This is a genomic window from Pseudidiomarina xizangensis (genome assembly GCF_052541995.1).
Window position 1 is genome coordinate 49,541 of record NZ_JBOBQA010000005.1, and the last position, 14,463, is coordinate 64,003.

15 protein-coding genes are annotated in these 14,463 nt (G+C 47.9%); 10 read left to right on the top strand and 5 right to left on the bottom strand.

Translation table 11 applies throughout. The features are described from left to right. Nucleotides 1-4 precede the first annotated feature (4 nt). From narJ to ACQ5ES_RS10615, 3 genes are read left to right on the top strand one after another with little or no spacing between them, the layout of a single operon-like run. A complete protein-coding gene (narJ, locus tag ACQ5ES_RS10605; protein ID WP_445016640.1) occupies nucleotides 5-733 on the top strand; it encodes a nitrate reductase molybdenum cofactor assembly chaperone in 729 nt (242 codons plus the stop codon). 11 nt (nucleotides 734-744) lie between these two features. After that, entirely contained in the window at nucleotides 745-1,434 is a 690-nt protein-coding gene (narI, locus tag ACQ5ES_RS10610) for a respiratory nitrate reductase subunit gamma (protein WP_445016642.1), read from the top strand. 10 nt (nucleotides 1,435-1,444) lie between these two features. Further along, entirely contained in the window at nucleotides 1,445-2,212 is a 768-nt protein-coding gene (locus ACQ5ES_RS10615) for a peptidylprolyl isomerase (RefSeq protein WP_445016644.1), read from the top strand. 89 nt (nucleotides 2,213-2,301) lie between these two features. On the opposite strand, the gene fic is transcribed toward ACQ5ES_RS10615, so the two are convergent. Continuing rightward, complete coding sequence (gene fic, locus ACQ5ES_RS10620) at nucleotides 2,302-3,384, bottom strand: protein adenylyltransferase Fic (RefSeq protein WP_445016646.1); 1,083 nt, start codon at nucleotides 3,382-3,384, stop codon at nucleotides 2,302-2,304. 49 nt (nucleotides 3,385-3,433) lie between these two features. On the opposite strand from fic, the gene ACQ5ES_RS10625 reads away from it, so the two are divergent. After that, entirely contained in the window at nucleotides 3,434-4,171 is a 738-nt protein-coding gene (locus ACQ5ES_RS10625; protein WP_445016648.1) for a thiopurine S-methyltransferase, read from the top strand. Here the strand turns inward: ACQ5ES_RS10625 and ACQ5ES_RS10630 are convergent. Continuing rightward, nucleotides 4,168-4,467 (bottom strand): hypothetical protein, encoded by a 300-nt coding sequence (locus tag ACQ5ES_RS10630; RefSeq protein WP_445016650.1) that lies wholly within the window; start codon nucleotides 4,465-4,467, stop codon nucleotides 4,168-4,170. The two genes, ACQ5ES_RS10625 and ACQ5ES_RS10630, sit on opposite strands and share 4 nt — an antisense overlap. A 59-nt stretch (nucleotides 4,468-4,526) precedes the next feature. Next, a complete protein-coding gene (locus tag ACQ5ES_RS10635) occupies nucleotides 4,527-6,797 on the bottom strand; it encodes a nitric-oxide reductase large subunit (protein ID WP_445016652.1) in 2,271 nt (756 codons plus the stop codon). A 233-nt stretch (nucleotides 6,798-7,030) separates the two neighbouring features. Between ACQ5ES_RS10635 and nrdG the strand changes: the two genes are divergently transcribed. The 3 genes from nrdG (at nucleotide 7,031) to ACQ5ES_RS10650 (ending at nucleotide 9,895) form a co-directional block, all read left to right on the top strand. After that, on the top strand, nucleotides 7,031-7,534 hold the full coding sequence (gene nrdG, locus ACQ5ES_RS10640) for an anaerobic ribonucleoside-triphosphate reductase activating protein (protein WP_445016654.1): 504 nt from the start codon (nucleotides 7,031-7,033) through the stop codon (nucleotides 7,532-7,534). A gap of 18 nt (nucleotides 7,535-7,552) precedes the next feature. After that, nucleotides 7,553-9,379, top strand: coding sequence for an anaerobic ribonucleoside-triphosphate reductase (nrdD, locus tag ACQ5ES_RS10645; protein WP_445016656.1), 1,827 nt, complete (start codon nucleotides 7,553-7,555; stop codon nucleotides 9,377-9,379). A 108-nt stretch (nucleotides 9,380-9,487) separates the two neighbouring features. After that, nucleotides 9,488-9,895, top strand: coding sequence for a ribonucleotide reductase subunit alpha (locus ACQ5ES_RS10650; RefSeq protein WP_445016658.1), 408 nt, complete (start codon nucleotides 9,488-9,490; stop codon nucleotides 9,893-9,895). 5 nt (nucleotides 9,896-9,900) lie between these two features. On the opposite strand, the gene hemN is transcribed toward ACQ5ES_RS10650, so the two are convergent. Together hemN and ubiT are read right to left on the bottom strand one after the other, a co-directional pair. Then, complete coding sequence (gene hemN, locus ACQ5ES_RS10655) at nucleotides 9,901-11,268, bottom strand: oxygen-independent coproporphyrinogen III oxidase (protein WP_445016660.1); 1,368 nt, start codon at nucleotides 11,266-11,268, stop codon at nucleotides 9,901-9,903. An 83-nt stretch (nucleotides 11,269-11,351) separates the two neighbouring features. After that, nucleotides 11,352-11,882, bottom strand: a complete 531-nt coding sequence (ubiT, locus tag ACQ5ES_RS10660; RefSeq protein ID WP_445016662.1) for a ubiquinone anaerobic biosynthesis accessory factor UbiT — start codon at nucleotides 11,880-11,882, stop codon at nucleotides 11,352-11,354. Between the two features lie 86 nt (nucleotides 11,883-11,968). On the opposite strand from ubiT, the gene ubiU reads away from it, so the two are divergent. The 3 genes from ubiU to mog are packed head-to-tail and all read left to right on the top strand — an operon-like array spanning nucleotide 11,969 to nucleotide 14,392. Continuing rightward, nucleotides 11,969-12,964: a ubiquinone anaerobic biosynthesis protein UbiU gene (ubiU, locus tag ACQ5ES_RS10665; RefSeq protein WP_445016664.1), complete on the top strand. Its 996-nt coding sequence runs from the start codon at nucleotides 11,969-11,971 to the stop codon at nucleotides 12,962-12,964. Nucleotides 12,965-12,966: 2 nt separating this feature from the next. Further along, the gene (locus ACQ5ES_RS10670; protein ID WP_445016666.1) at nucleotides 12,967-13,863 is read left to right on the top strand and encodes a U32 family peptidase; all 897 of its coding nucleotides are present in this window, start codon (nucleotides 12,967-12,969) and stop codon (nucleotides 13,861-13,863) included. Then, nucleotides 13,853-14,392 carry a molybdopterin adenylyltransferase gene (mog, locus tag ACQ5ES_RS10675; protein ID WP_445016668.1) on the top strand — a complete coding sequence of 180 codons (540 nt, stop codon included), beginning with the start codon at nucleotides 13,853-13,855 and terminating at the stop codon, nucleotides 14,390-14,392. Before ACQ5ES_RS10670 ends, mog begins: the two co-directional genes overlap by 11 nt. Nucleotides 14,393-14,463 lie beyond the last annotated feature (71 nt).

Sequence of the window (14,463 nt, forward strand, 5' to 3'; positions counted from 1 at the left end):
TCTGATGCAAGTTTTACAAGTAATTTCGTTACTACTGGACTACCCGAAAGTAGAGCTGCTCGAAGTAGTTCCCGAGTTACGTGCCACGGTACGTAGCTCGGCACTGAGCAGCAGCCAACAACAAGCGTTGGAAGACTTTATTGTGCGCCGTACCAGCGGCGACGTCATGGACTGGCAATCAGAATACGATAGCTTGTTCGAGCGTGGTCGGGCGCTGTCACTACTGTTGTTTGAACACGTTCATGGTGAATCCCGTGATCGTGGCCAGGCAATGGTCGATTTAATGCAGCAATATCAACAGGCAGGCTTAGATATTGGCGTGAAAGAACTGCCTGACTACATCCCATTGTATCTGGAGTTTCTTGCTACCCAGGGCGACGACAATGCCCGTGAAGGTTTGGCTGAAGTGGGTCATATCCTTGCGGTTCTGGCAGTGCGCCTGGAACAACGTGAGAGTGATTACGCCGAGCTGTTCAGAAGCTTGCTGGAATTGTCGCAAGTACAGGTCGACCTGAGTGATGTACGTGCCCAGGTTGAAAATGAAAAACGCGATGACACCCCCAAGGAACTGGATAAGGTTTGGGAAGAAGAAATGGTGACCTTCACCGGAAATGATGCGACCAGCACTTGCCCGACTGCACAAAACCGCCCGGGCGAAGGTCAGCGACGCGATCAGTATATTCCGCTGAATCTTGACCAATTAAGTAACGTGAAAAACGCTGCGGATGCCTAAGGAGCATGACCATGAATTATTTAAATACGTTTTTCTTTGGTATCTACCCTTACATAGCGTTAGCGGTAATGGGGATCGGTACTTGGATCCGCTATGACCGCGAGCAATTCACCTGGAAAACCAGCTCCAGTCAGTTGCTTGAGAAAAAGCAATTACGCCGCGGTAGCATCGCTTTCCATATCGGTATTTTAGCGATTTTCGCCGGCCACTTTGTCGGTTTGTTGACGCCGTCAGAAGTCTGGCATGTATTGGGCATTAGCACCTCTGCCAAGCAAATCATCGCTATCGTAGCCGGTGGTGTGGCGGGCGTGATTTGTTTTTACGGTCTGACGATCTTAATCGTGCGTCGGTTGAAGAATCCTCGGATCCGCGCCAACAGCAGTAGCATGGATATCGTGATCTTGCTGTTACTTTATGCACAATTAATTTTGGGTTTACTGTCTATTCTTATTTCGTTGGACCATCTGGATGGCTCAACGATGGTGTTATTGATGAGTTGGGCGCAGAACACCTTGACGTTCGACCCAACTACAGCAACGGCAGCAATGATCGATGTACACTGGATCTTTAAGCTCCACATTACACTTGGCTTGACGATCTTCCTGCTGTTCCCATTCACCCGCCTGGTGCACATGCTCAGTGTGCCGATGCAGTATCTGCGCCGTCAGCATCAGGTTGTGCGCCAGAAAGCGTCGCGCTAAGGAGGAATCTATGATTCACGTGAATGAAGTTGCCATCGACGAAAAAGCGATTCTCGCGGAAATGCAGTACCACCCCGCGGATAGTCAGCAAGCAGCGATGCTAAAAGCCGCCGAGTCGTTGGTGATCGGCGAGTTATTCCGCCAGCGTGCAGCCGAGCTTGGGCTGCACGTTAAGGACGAAATGAATGACGCCAGTGATGATGATTTTCTAGCGGCCCTGATTGAACGAGAAGTGGCTATCCCTGAAGCAGATGAAACCGCTTGTGCGACTTACTACCAACAGAACCCGGAGCGTTTTACTACCTCTCCATTGTTGGAAGTACGGCACATTTTACTTGCCGCCGCACCCGAGGACGAATTGGATCGGGTGAACGGCAAAATGATGGCCGAGCAAATCATCAAGCAGTTGCATGAAGGCGATGACTTTGGCCGTCTGGCACAAAAGCATTCAGCATGTCCTTCAAGTGCAACGGCAGGTAGTCTTGGCCAGATTAGCCGTGGTCAAACTGTGGCAGAATTTGAACGTCAGGTCTTTACCGCCGAGGTTGGCTTAATGCCGCATCCGGTAGAGACGCGTTATGGTTTGCATGTGGTTTGGATCGATCGCAAAATCGAAGGCAAACAATTGCCATTTGATGCTGTGAAAGACAAAATTGCTGCCTACCTGAACGAAAAAGTAGAACGCAAAGCTGTCGCACAGTACATCCATACCTTGATTCAGGATGCCGAGATCAAAGGCTTCGACTTCGCCGTGTCGGATTCTCCGTTGCTACAGTAACGGTGGATTACTGACTCTTGGTTGTACGCTCCGCTCATGAAGAACACCGATCAGTGGACTAACTGGTCGGTGGTTTGGTGGTAAATCGTTTAAGCTGATGTCATGAGTCTCATCAGGCGAGGATTTACAAATAGCTTTTCCTTGCCTGAAGTTACTTCTTCTAATATGCCAATTTCAACGAGCTGTTTAAGGTAAACAGAAGCGGTTTGACGCTTGGCAATATCGCGTTCAACCAGGTTACTAATTCGACAGTACGGTTGCTCAAAAACGATTTGGACAAGCTCATAACTGTATATTTTCGGTAATTGTTCGCGAATAGTGTTAGCAGTCTGCTCCATTAACGATCGAACAGCGGCGATCTTCTCACAAGTCCATAGCGACGTTTGCTCAACACCGCGCAACATGAATACCAGCCAGTCTTCCCAGTTTTGCTTCTGAGTCACTTGGTTCAGTAATCGGTAGTAATCTTGCTTGTGCGCCACAATGTAACGGCTAAGGTACAATATCGGCAGTGTTAAAAGCTTTTGCTCAATCAAATAGAGGACATTTAGGATTCTGCCAGTACGTCCATTACCATCATAGAAGGGATGAATTGCTTCAAACTGGTAGTGGCTCACCGCCATTTTTATCAGCGGATCGATAGTATCGTTATCATGTAGAAACTGTTCCCAGTTACTGAGTAAATCGCGAATAGCCTGTTCGCCTACCGGTGGTGTATAAATCACCTCATTCGTTGTTTGATTACCAATAATGGTGCCAGGTAGCTTCCGTAATTCCATCGCAGTATTCTTCAATGTACTACACACTTCAATGGCGGTTGTCGTACATAGAGGTTTGCTCTCTAGCTGCATGAAACCTTGATAGAGCGCCGTTCGATAACGGAGTGCTTCTTTGGTTGCTTGATCAGCGCCACTGTCTTGTTGTGCATATCGAAATAGCTGATCCGTAGTGGTGACAATATTTTCAATTTTTGAACTGTCTTTTGCTTCGAGAAGAGGAAGCAAATTGATGAGCATGCTTTGATTAGGGAGTAGCGCTCCAGCTTGTTTCAATTCGGCAAGCGCAGCGCGAGCGGAGATGCACGCTTTCAATACATCGTGCGTTTCGATGAGCTCCAATTTTGGTGGTAACGCAGGCAAATTGTTATAGGGTTGGTCAGCTTGCCACGTCATGTATAAATACTCCCAAAATTTCGACAAATTGTGATATTAGTTGTAGTGTATGTCGATTCCATCGACACGACAAGTTTTATTGTCGATTATTTCGTATTTTATCGACATGATGGGTGCTGCAGTCGTACCTAGTTACGGAGGTTTTTTTATGGACCACGCATTTTGGCATCAACGTTGGCAGAACCAGCAGATTGGTTTTCATCGCGACGCTTTTCATGATTTGTTAACTGCTTACTTTCCCAAAGCATTACCTAACGGACGCGTTTTAGTACCCTTATGCGGCAAGTCGAGAGATATGCTCTGGTTGCTCGATCAGGGCTACAAAGTTTTTGGTATTGAGCTGAGCGAGCTTGCTGTGCAGGCTTTCTTCCAGGAGAACCAGCTGAAGCCAGTGGTTCAGCAGCGCGGCAAGTTTAAAGAGTACGCTATAGATGAGCTGCTGATTTGGGTGGGCGATGTATTCGACCTCGCTGTTGAAGATCTTGCTGATGTCGACGGTTGGTACGATCGGGCTGCGCTTGTGGCATTGCCTGAGAGTTTACGACAGGATTATGTGGAGTTACTAAAACACAAGCTGCCGCGGGGCAGTAGAGGGCTGCTGATAACAGTGGAGTACCCGCAGGGGTTTCGCCAGGGGCCGCCTTTTTCGATCTCTGAAGATGAGGTAGTTGCTGGCTTTGAAAGCCGTTTCAGGATCAAACCTTTGGCGCGGATACCGGGCATGGTAAATAATGAAGTGCCAGCTGACAACCCGGTTACGGAGCAAGCCTACCTCCTCTATGATTAATCATCTGTAATCAGGTCGTTGCGTTTTAAAACTTTGAGAGTGCGGCGCGCGAGCTTTTCCAGAAAGGCTAAATCGGAAAGGGTTGGAGCTGCGGTTTCGTTATCGAGGTCGACTTGCCATTGGCTGACTTCAGTGTCGAGCATTTCCATCATTTTTTTGGAGCAGCCACGGCAGATGCCCTGACACATGTCGGCCTCTTTAAGACCAAAGGGGATGTTGCTACGGATGGTATCCAGCAACTGCTGCATGGCGACTATAGTGTTGGGCTTGCGTTGAACGGTAGTTACTTCTGACATGCTCACCTCCACAAAAAAGGAGGGCACCTGGGGAAGATGCACCTCCTAAACGAGAAACCTTAGTTTTGCTCTGCGGTAATCCCCGCGGTTTGTCCTTGTTTACCCCACAGGCCAGAAACGACCTGCCAGCTAATAGCAAGCGCGCCGATAATAAAGATGACATCACCGACGGTACGAACCCAACGTAAACCTTCGAGCAACGGTTGTTGCATGAAGGCTTCGCTGCGGGCATACCAAAGACCTTCTGAAGCTGCTGCGTAGAATTGAATGAAACCAATCGGCAACAAGCTGGTGAATAGCATTAAGCCAAGACCGATGTTCATCCACCAGAATGCGGTGGTCATCAGTTTGTCGTTGAACGCCAGATGCGGGCGAATGTAGCGCAAGATGAGCAGTACAAAACCCAGTGCCAGGAAACCATAAACCCCGAACAATGCTGCGTGTGCGTGAGTAGGCGTGGTGTTTAGACCTTGCACGTAGTACAGCGAGATAGGTGGGTTGATCATAAATCCAAGTACGCCGGCACCGAGCATGTTCCAGAACGCTACAGCGACAAAACACATGAGCGGCCACTTGATGCGTTGCATCCATACGGCTTTTCTCTGAAGGCTCCAGTTTTCCCAAGCTTCATAGCCCAGTACGATAAGCGGAACCACTTCCAATGCACTAAAGGTCGCACCTACGGCCATAACTGGCGTGGTGGTGCCTGAGAAGTACAAGTGGTGGAAGGTGCCTGGCACACCACCGAGCATAAAGAGTGATGCTGAAGCGAGCGCCGCAACCGTAGCCATGCGCCGCGAGACTAAGCCCATGCTATGGAAAATAAACGCCAGGGCTGCGGTGGCAAATACCTCAAAGAAGCCTTCAACCCACAAGTGGACAATCCACCAGCGCCAGTACTCCATGATTGAGATGTGGGTACGCTCGCCGTAGAAGAAACCAGCACCGTAAAACAAACCAATGGCAACCACTGAAGCAGTAAACAGTGCAAGCAAATTCTTATCGCCTTTCTGTTTGAAAGCACCAATGACTCCGCGCATCATAAGGACCAGCCAGAACACGATGCCAATGAATTTACCGATCTGCCAAAAACGGCCAAGATCGACGTATTCATAGCCTTGATGGCCCAGCCAGAAGCTTAGATGTGCAGGCATGATTTGCGCGATAGCGAGGAAGCTGCCGATAAAGGTACCAGCGACCACGACAACCAGCGCCCAGAATAAGATGTCGACACCAAGCTTCTGATACTTAGGGTCTTTTCCACCATTGATGATGGGGGCCAAAAATAACCCTGCCGCTAAGAAGCCCGTTGCTATCCAGAATAACGCTGCTTGTATATGCCAGGTGCGAACCAAGCTATAAGGGAACCACTGTGAGATCTCTATGCCGTAGAACTCTTGACCTTCTACAGTGTAGTGAGCGGTAATACCGCCAAGTAACACCTGAAAGGTAAAGAGAGCAACCACAATAAACAGGTATTTGCCTAACGCTTTTTGTGAAGGCGTTAATTTTACCAAGCTAATTGGATCCTGTTTGGGAACTTCTACTCGCTCCTCGTCGTGCTGGCGCAAAAAAGCCCAAGCCCAAATTAAAAAGCCAACACCGGCGATGAGCAAAATAACACTGACAATTGACCAGATGATGTTTTCCGGGCTAGGAGTATTGTCGATCAATGGCTCATGAGGCCAGTTATTGGTATAGGTGATGTCTGCGTCTGGTCGCTCTGTTGCTGCTGCCCACGCGGTCCAGAAGAAAAACTCCGCCATCCGTTCGCGACGTTCAAGTTTTGGCAGGGTGTTTTCTTTCATCGCGTAGCTTTCGCGCGTGCTCTGCAGCTCGGCATCGTCACTAAATAGCCGCACATAATAATCGGCTGTTTGCGCAATGGCCCGGACGCGACGGGCATCTACCACGACCTGATCAGTCACCGCATTGTAGGTATTGGTGCGATACGCTTGCTTGAGCTCGAATTGCAATTGATTTTGCTGTGCAGGAGTTAAATCTTCATATTCTGCGGCGAAGACTTCAGCTGCTGCAATGTTTAGCCAGGCGACGAGCTCACGGTGCAGCCAGTCTGCGGTCCAATCAGGTGCTTGATAAGCACCATGACCCCAAATCGATCCGAGCTGCATGCCGCCCACAGATTGCCAGGCAGTTTGTCCATCAAGAATAGATTCCTCCGTCATCAGCGTCTCTCCGTCTACTGAAACGAATTTCGCAGGAATGGGCGGAGCCTCACGATATACCTCGTTGCCGAAGTACCCCAAAATACCAAACGTAATGGCAAGAACCGCAATCAGCGTCCACCATAGTTTTTTGTAACCAGCCATACATCACCTATTTGTTATTGAGTCTTCATCGGCTGTGTTGCAATTAGCTTGCCAACTTTTAACCTATTGTTTTTTAATAATTTATTATGATGTTTGGGTGTAAATTACCTAGCGCTTAAGACAGTAAAATCGCCCTTTTGGGTTAAATATACCTAGCGCGCTATTTTGTTGATCCAGATCAACGCAAACCTAGCTCCTTGCTCTAGGCTAAAACACAACATCTAGTGTTTTTTATGAGAACCAAACACCATATAGGCGATGTGATGCGATTCAGTGCAAAAGATATTGTATTTCAGGAAGTTCCCGGCGAGGTCGCGCTGGCTTACACCATCACCGGTTGTACCGTTGGTTGTAAGGGCTGCCATAGTGTTGATAGCTGGCCCGCTAATCGCGGTGAATTGTTAACCGTGAAAAACTTTACTGACGAGCTTGATCGCTACGCTGGACTTATCACCGCAGTGTTGTTTTTAGGTGGTGAATGGCATCAAGACAGCTTAATCGAATTATTAGATGTGGCAACGAGGCGAGACCTAAATACCTGCCTCTATACCGGACTAGAAACAGTGCCTGCGCTTATTCAGCGTCGTCTTACTTATCTAAAAACTGGCCCATGGCGGGCAGAACGTGGCGGCTTAACCAGCGCTACCACAAATCAGCGGTTTTACGACCTGCGCACCGGGAAAGTTCTGAATGCTTTGTTCTGCCCCGACTTTCTTGAATGTGAATTAGTGAACTAAAACAGAAGGACAACAACAATGCTGCGCTTACAACCTGAACAAATTGACCACAAAATGAACTTCATCCAGGAGTATCTGCAAGCACAAAATGCTGCGGATGGCTCGAAAATGGATGCCAACGCCAATGTTACGCAGAAGAACATTGCAACCTTAGAAGCTGAGTTAATGAAAGACTTCTTTGTGCAAGTGAATCGCAAGCAAGTGAGTAGCAAAATTGCCGATTTATTTGGCGATCAACTGGCCCAAGAGTATGTTCGGCAAATAGAAGATCATGAAATCTATGTGCACGATGAAACCAGCTTAAAGCCTTACTGTGTCTCGGTAACCATGTATCCATTTTTACGTGATGGATTGACTAAGCTCGGCGGTGAATCACAAGCGCCTAAACATCTTGAAAGTTTCTGTGGCTGTTTCGTGAACTTTGTTTTTGCCGTCAGCTCGCAGTTTGCAGGGGCCGTTGCGACCGTAGAGTTTTTAACCTACTTCGACTACTTTGCGCGGAAAGACTACGGCGATGATTATCTAAATACCCATCGCCATCAAATTCAAAACCATTTGCAACACGTCGTGTATGCGCTGAATCAACCGGCTGCTGCCCGTGGTTACCAGAGTGTGTTCTGGAACATCTCGGTCTACGATAAATTTTACTTTGATAGCATGTTTGGTGAGTTTGTTTTCCCTGATTTCAGCAAACCTGAATGGGAATCTGTCAGTGGTTTGCAAGATTTCTTCATGCAGTGGTTCAATGACGAACGTAAAAAAACGATTCTCACGTTCCCAGTCGTCACTGTGGCAATGCTGACCGAAGACGGTAAGTGTAAAGACCAGAACTTTGCAGAATCCATGGCCGGTGAACTTGCCGATGGCAACTCATTTTTTGTCTACTTGTCAGACAATGCCGACTCGTTAGCTTCATGTTGTCGACTACGTAGCGAAATTAGCGACAATACCTTTTCCTATACCTTAGGTGCTGGTGGCGTCGCTACGGGCTCAATCAATGTCATTACCATCAACATGAATCGCTTGGTGCAAGATGGCCGTGATCTCGCCACAGAAATTGAAAAAATCCAGCAATACCAGGTCGCCTATCGGCGATTGATGGAAGAGTACAAAGCGGCAGGCCTATTGACTGTATATGACGCCGGATTTATCTCGTTGGATAAACAATTCTTGACCATCGGTATCAATGGCATGGTTGAAGCGGCGGAATCACAAGGCATCGAAGCGAGTAACAATCCTGAGTACATTGCTTTTGTGCGTGACCGCCTGAAAGTGATTTATGATGCCAACAAGGCAGCAAAAGCTGAATACGGCTATATGTTCAATACTGAGTTTGTACCGGCGGAAAATCTCGGGGTAAAAAATGCCAAGTGGGACAGAGCAGACGGCTACTTTGTACCTCGTGATTGCTATAACTCGTACTTCTATGTGGTCGAAGACCAACAATCGAATGCATTAGATAAGTTCGTGTTGCATGGCGATGAGTTAATTCAATACCTTGATGGCGGTTCGGCCTTGCATTTAAACCTCGATGAAAAGCTGAACAAGTCGGGTTATTTGGCATTGCTCAATACTGCCGCGCAGACAGGTTGTAACTATTTTTGTATCAACGTCAAAATAACTATTTGCAATGCCTGCGAACATATCGATAAACGCACGCTAAGCGCTTGTTCTCATTGTGGCTCCGCAGATATTGATTACGGCACTCGAGTTATTGGTTACCTGAAGCGTGTTTCAGCCTTTAGTTCAGGCCGTCAACAAGAGCACAATCGCCGTTATTATGAACGTGCTGAGTCTGAGCATGTTGAAGCGTCAGCGCAGCGCGCATGGCGTCAGGCCAGTTAAGCAAAACTACTCCAAAAGAGGGAGCTCAGCTCCCTTTTTTGTTGTATGGGTAATACTGACCAAACGCGTTATCATCTTAGGTTGAATAAACCCAACGAGATTGACGCTATGGTTATTGAAAGTTATTCCGATCTTATTCAAGCGGCACAACAGCAAGAAGAGCCGCAACGGTTACTGTTTGTATTGGCAAAAGCAGAATTACCCGAGGACGCAACCGCAAGTCAAACGTCACGGTTTGCCGAGCAGCAAGGCGGAGCATTAGACCCCGTATTGTGTGTCGACAAATTACCGCAAGAAGTCGCCGACTTTTCGACCCTGTTGGCTGAGTCGGAAAAAACCGGAGTGGATTGGGATATCGCATTTATCGCCAGTATGTCGGGACGAGCAGGTCAAGCTCCCTCTAGTGACGAAGCTGATCAGCCGTTAACGTTGATGGTCAATAAAGTAAAAGCCGGCAGCATTGCCGACTTTGTGACAGTTAACAAACAAGGCGAACTTATCCAGTTGTTCGCCTAAGTGATTTATACGACTTTGGAATAGCGAGGAGCAGTAGCCTCGCTATCAAGGTACGCATCAAAACAGGCACAAATACTGCGCACCCAAAGACGACCGCGTTCAGTCACTTGGATAACACCGCCACCTACCTCAACTAAGCCATCCTCAATGAAAGGTTGCAATTTAGCTTGCGCGGCCGCGAAGTAGTTCCAAAAATGGTCGATTCCCCAAGTTTCACTAAAACCTATGATGTCCAGTTCAAAATGACAAATAAGCTGCGCAATCAATGCGGCGCGTAAACGATCATCTTCACTCAAAACAAAGCCTTTAACCACCGGTAACTGATTAGCTTCCAGCGCGCGGTAGTAATCAGGTAAGTCTTTACTATTTTGCCAAAGCACACCGTTGATTTGGCTGATAGATGAGGCGCCGAGACCTAACATACAATCCTGGCCAGCGGTTGTGTAGCCCTGAAAGTTTCGTTGCAATCGCCCTTGTTGCTGCGCAATAGCCAGCTCGTCGTCAACTTTGGCAAAGTGATCCATACCGATAAATTGATAACCTGCTGCACTGAATCGAGTAATACCGAGTTGTAGCAACTCCAGTTTTATCGGCGCCGATGGCAACGAACTATCCGGTATTTTACGTTGCCCGGCGAAACGTTGCGGTAAGTGTGCATAGCTAAACAACGATACACGGTCGGGTGCGAGTTCAATAACCTGATCAATTGATGCTGCAAAACTTGTTGGCTGTTGATAAGGCAGGCCGTAAATCAAGTCCAGATTGATAGAACTGAAGCCAAGTTCGCGACTGAGTTGTACTTGGTGCTTAATTAGTTCGGTGTCTTGTACCCGATTAATTGCGATTTGCACTTTCTCGTCGAAATCTTGTACGCCATAACTGACACGATTAAAACCTAAGGTGCGCAGATGGCGAAGTTTTTCATCACTACAGCTGCGTGGGTCAATCTCGATGCTTAGCTCGGCAGCAGCGCTGATCAGGAAGAAGCGATTTAATAGTGTATGTAACCGCGTTAGCTGAGTTTCAGTAAGAAACGTTGGTGTGCCACCGCCAAGATGAATTTGGGTGATAACGCGATCACCCATCAGCTCGGAGTACATGGCCATTTCTTCGGCAAGTAGATCAAGGTAACGATCCGCTTTGTGCTGATGGCGGGTAATGACTTTGTTACAACCGCAGTAATAACAAAGCTTGTGACAAAACGGCAGGTGTAAATACAAGCTCAGTTCACGCGGTGCATTGGCAAGCGTCTCGCGCACTGTGTCATGCGCGAAGTTGGGCTGCAACGCGAGCGCAGTTGGGTACGACGTGTAACGCGGGCCATTGATATTGTATTTGTCGATCAGTTCTTGATCCCAAGTCACCGCTGTCATGTTCTGCTCCAAACCTTACCGCTTTATGATGGTCTGAATTTTACGTGATTTAGATCAGAAAATTGATACTCCTGAAGGGTTACTTATTTGATCTCGGTCAATGATTTTGATGCCGCAATTTGCTTTTCGTTGGCATGTGCCGTGGCTGCTGCAAATTTTACTAACTGTTGATAGAGATAAGGAGATAAACGCTGTTCAAGCTCGATCGTATCGAGTAGGTTTTTCACTTGTAGGCCAAGCTCAGTATCACCGGTTAGCAATAGCTTACGGCGAAAAAATAACGTATCGGGGTCAACTTGTTGGGTACTGAGTTGCAATAACGCAGACCAATCGACGCGCATGAAAACATCTGCTTGATCGCACTCAGATTTTACTTTAAAACGCATGCGGCCTGAGCTGGATTGCACAGAGATACAAAACTTTAAACCGAGATCAGTCACTTCAATGCGGACCCAACGCTCAGCCAGGAAATCAAATGAACCAGCGAGCAAATTAGTTTTAAAAACCTGACCGAACAAGTGTTCGATAACACCACATGTTAGCGACTTTGGTGTAAGTGCTACCGCAGATTTTAAAAACTTTGGTGCGAACTCTACTACTTTGGTGATAACCATTCATTGCCTCGTATTTGCGCCCCGTCAAAGATACCAAGCATTATAATACTCATTATTGATGTATGTTTACGGCAAGGATCAACAAAATGGAACTTCTCTGCCCTGCTGGTAGTATGCCAGCATTAAAAGCCGCGCTGGAAAATGGTGCTGACGCAGTCTATGTCGGTTTTAAAGGTGAAACCAATGCGCGGCATTTCGCAGGTCTGAATCTCGATGCGCAAAGCTTACGAGAAGCGGTGCGGTTGGTACACAGCTACGGTAAAAAGATTCATGTCGCAATTAATACCTTTGCCCATGTGCGGACTTGGGACCATTGGCGTCAGGCAGTAGATGATGCCGCCGCCGCCGGCGTCGACGTGCTCATTGTGGCTGATGTTGCAGTTCTCGCTTATGCCGCTGAACGTTATCCTAAGCTCGAGTTGCATTTAAGCGTACAAGCGTCCGCAACGAACGCTGCGGCGATCGATTTCTACAAGCAATTTGGCGTAAAACGAGTGGTGTTGCCGCGCGTGCTGTCGATGCAGCAGGTGCGGGCTCTAGCACGGACCACCGATGTTGACCTAGAAGTCTTTGCCTTTGGTAGTCTCTGTATTATGGCGGAAGGCCGCTGTTATTTGAGCTCGTACATGACCGGACAATCACCGAACACCGCAGGTGCTTGTTCACCGGCACAGTTTGTGCGCTGGGATGAGACGGCAGATGGTGGCCTCGAATCACGGTTAAATGGCATTATGATCGATCGCTTTGCCGCTAACGAAACGGCCGGCTATCCCACGCTGTGTAAGGGCCGCTTCAAAGTCGGCGATGACACTTATCATGCGCTGGAGGAACCCACCAGTTTAAACACGCTGGACTTGTTACCGGAACTTTATCGCGAAGGTATCGCTAGCTTGAAGATCGAAGGTCGGCAGCGCAGCCCAGCTTATGTCGCACAAATTACTCGTGTTTGGCGACAGGCGATTGACCACGTTATGAGAGACCCTGAACATTTTGCTGTGCAAAGCGAATGGAATGCGGTGTTGGCTAACCTTTCTGAAGGTAGTCAGACAACTCTTGGCGCATACCACCGGAAATGGAAATAATTATGCAGTTTTCTTTTGGACCTATTGTTTATTTTTGGCCACGAGCGCAGGTCGAGGCATTTTATCGTGATGTGGCGGACTCAGATGTCGAATGCGTGTATTTGGGCGAGACCGTGTGTAGCAAACGACGCGAACTCAAGTTCGAAGATTACTTTCGTATCGCACAACAATTGCGTGAAGCCGGGAAACAGGTTTGTCTATCGACCATGACCTTACTGGAAGCACCGTCTGAACTACGTGAGTTACGCAAGTATTGTGATAACGGTGAGTTTATGGTGGAGGCCAATGACGTTGGCGCCATTAGTATGTTAAATGAAAACAAACTGCCTTTTGTGGGCGGCGCCGCACTACAAATTTACAATCAACATAGTTTACGGCGATTCATTGGCATGGGTATGAAACGCTGGGTCGTACCGGTGGAGTTATCGCGGGATTGGTTGGCAGAACTTCTCGCCGAACCTATGATTGAAAGTGTTCGCGATTGCTTCGAAACCGAACTGTTAGCTTTCGGTCACTTACCTCTTGCATGGTCGGGACGTTGCTTTACCGCGCGCTCTGAAAATCGCCCGAAAGATCAGTGCGAATTATGCTGCATTAAGTATCCACAAGGGCGCACAGTCACGAGTCAAGATGGCACAGACGTATTTGTGCTTAACGGCATTCAAACCCAGTCAGGTACCCGTTACAATTTAATCAATCAATTGAAGGGCATGCATGGTTTAGTGGATATGGTACGCTTAAGCCCCGCACCTCATGATAGTTTCACTTGGTTACAACGGTTCCGCATGAATCAAGATGGTCGGCGGCCCTACCGATTGGCGAACAACGAAAGTAATGGTTACTGGCTTCAACTTGCTGGTATGACCCAAGTAACAGAAAGGATAGAAGATGACTGCTAAGAGTACCGCACGCATTGGTATTGTGACCGTAAGTGATCGGGCGAGCGCTGGCGTTTACGAAGATATATCTGGCAAAGCCATCGAAAGTACTTTAGGCGAATACCTTAATTCACCGTGGCAAGCAGTGTACCGTTTGATTCCTGACGAGCCGGAACAAATCGAAGCAACGCTGATTGAATTGGTCGATGACGAGCACTGCTGCTTGGTCGTTACTACAGGCGGCACGGGGCCAGCAAAACGTGATGTTACGCCTGAAGCTACCGAAGCCGTATGCGATCGAATGATGCCGGGCTTCGGTGAATTGATGCGAATGGAGTCGTTGAAATATGTACCGACGGCAATTTTGTCGCGACAAACTGCGGGTTTGCGGGGAAGTAGTTTGATTATAAACTTGCCTGGAAAGCCTAAAGCTATTCGGCAGTGTCTCGATGCTGTCTTTCCTGCGGTACCTTATTGTATCGACCTCATGGAAGGCCCCTTCCTTGAGTGCGACGAAACCGTTATCCAACCCTTCCGACCAACAAAGTAGCCCGTACTTCTAGTACGGGCCAAATCAGAAAATTCCGACGATATCGACCAATAAATATAGTTCTATCGGCA

Bases quoted from the DNA above. Each gene is read 5' to 3' on its own strand.
- narJ (WP_445016640.1), top strand. From the start codon at position 5: ATGCAAGTTTTACAAGTAATTTCGTTACTACTGGACTACCCGAAAGTA.
- narI (WP_445016642.1), top strand. From the start codon at position 745: ATGAATTATTTAAATACGTTTTTCTTTGGTATCTACCCTTACATAGCG.
- ACQ5ES_RS10615 (WP_445016644.1), top strand. From the start codon at position 1,445: ATGATTCACGTGAATGAAGTTGCCATCGACGAAAAAGCGATTCTCGCG.
- fic (WP_445016646.1), bottom strand. From the start codon at position 3,384: ATGACGTGGCAAGCTGACCAACCCTATAACAATTTGCCTGCGTTACCA.
- ACQ5ES_RS10625 (WP_445016648.1), top strand. From the start codon at position 3,434: ATGTCGATTCCATCGACACGACAAGTTTTATTGTCGATTATTTCGTAT.
- ACQ5ES_RS10630 (WP_445016650.1), bottom strand. From the start codon at position 4,467: ATGTCAGAAGTAACTACCGTTCAACGCAAGCCCAACACTATAGTCGCC.
- ACQ5ES_RS10635 (WP_445016652.1), bottom strand. From the start codon at position 6,797: ATGGCTGGTTACAAAAAACTATGGTGGACGCTGATTGCGGTTCTTGCC.
- nrdG (WP_445016654.1), top strand. From the start codon at position 7,031: ATGAGAACCAAACACCATATAGGCGATGTGATGCGATTCAGTGCAAAA.
- nrdD (WP_445016656.1), top strand. From the start codon at position 7,553: ATGCTGCGCTTACAACCTGAACAAATTGACCACAAAATGAACTTCATC.
- ACQ5ES_RS10650 (WP_445016658.1), top strand. From the start codon at position 9,488: ATGGTTATTGAAAGTTATTCCGATCTTATTCAAGCGGCACAACAGCAA.
- hemN (WP_445016660.1), bottom strand. From the start codon at position 11,268: ATGACAGCGGTGACTTGGGATCAAGAACTGATCGACAAATACAATATC.
- ubiT (WP_445016662.1), bottom strand. From the start codon at position 11,882: ATGGTTATCACCAAAGTAGTAGAGTTCGCACCAAAGTTTTTAAAATCT.
- ubiU (WP_445016664.1), top strand. From the start codon at position 11,969: ATGGAACTTCTCTGCCCTGCTGGTAGTATGCCAGCATTAAAAGCCGCG.
- ACQ5ES_RS10670 (WP_445016666.1), top strand. From the start codon at position 12,967: ATGCAGTTTTCTTTTGGACCTATTGTTTATTTTTGGCCACGAGCGCAG.
- mog (WP_445016668.1), top strand. From the start codon at position 13,853: ATGACTGCTAAGAGTACCGCACGCATTGGTATTGTGACCGTAAGTGAT.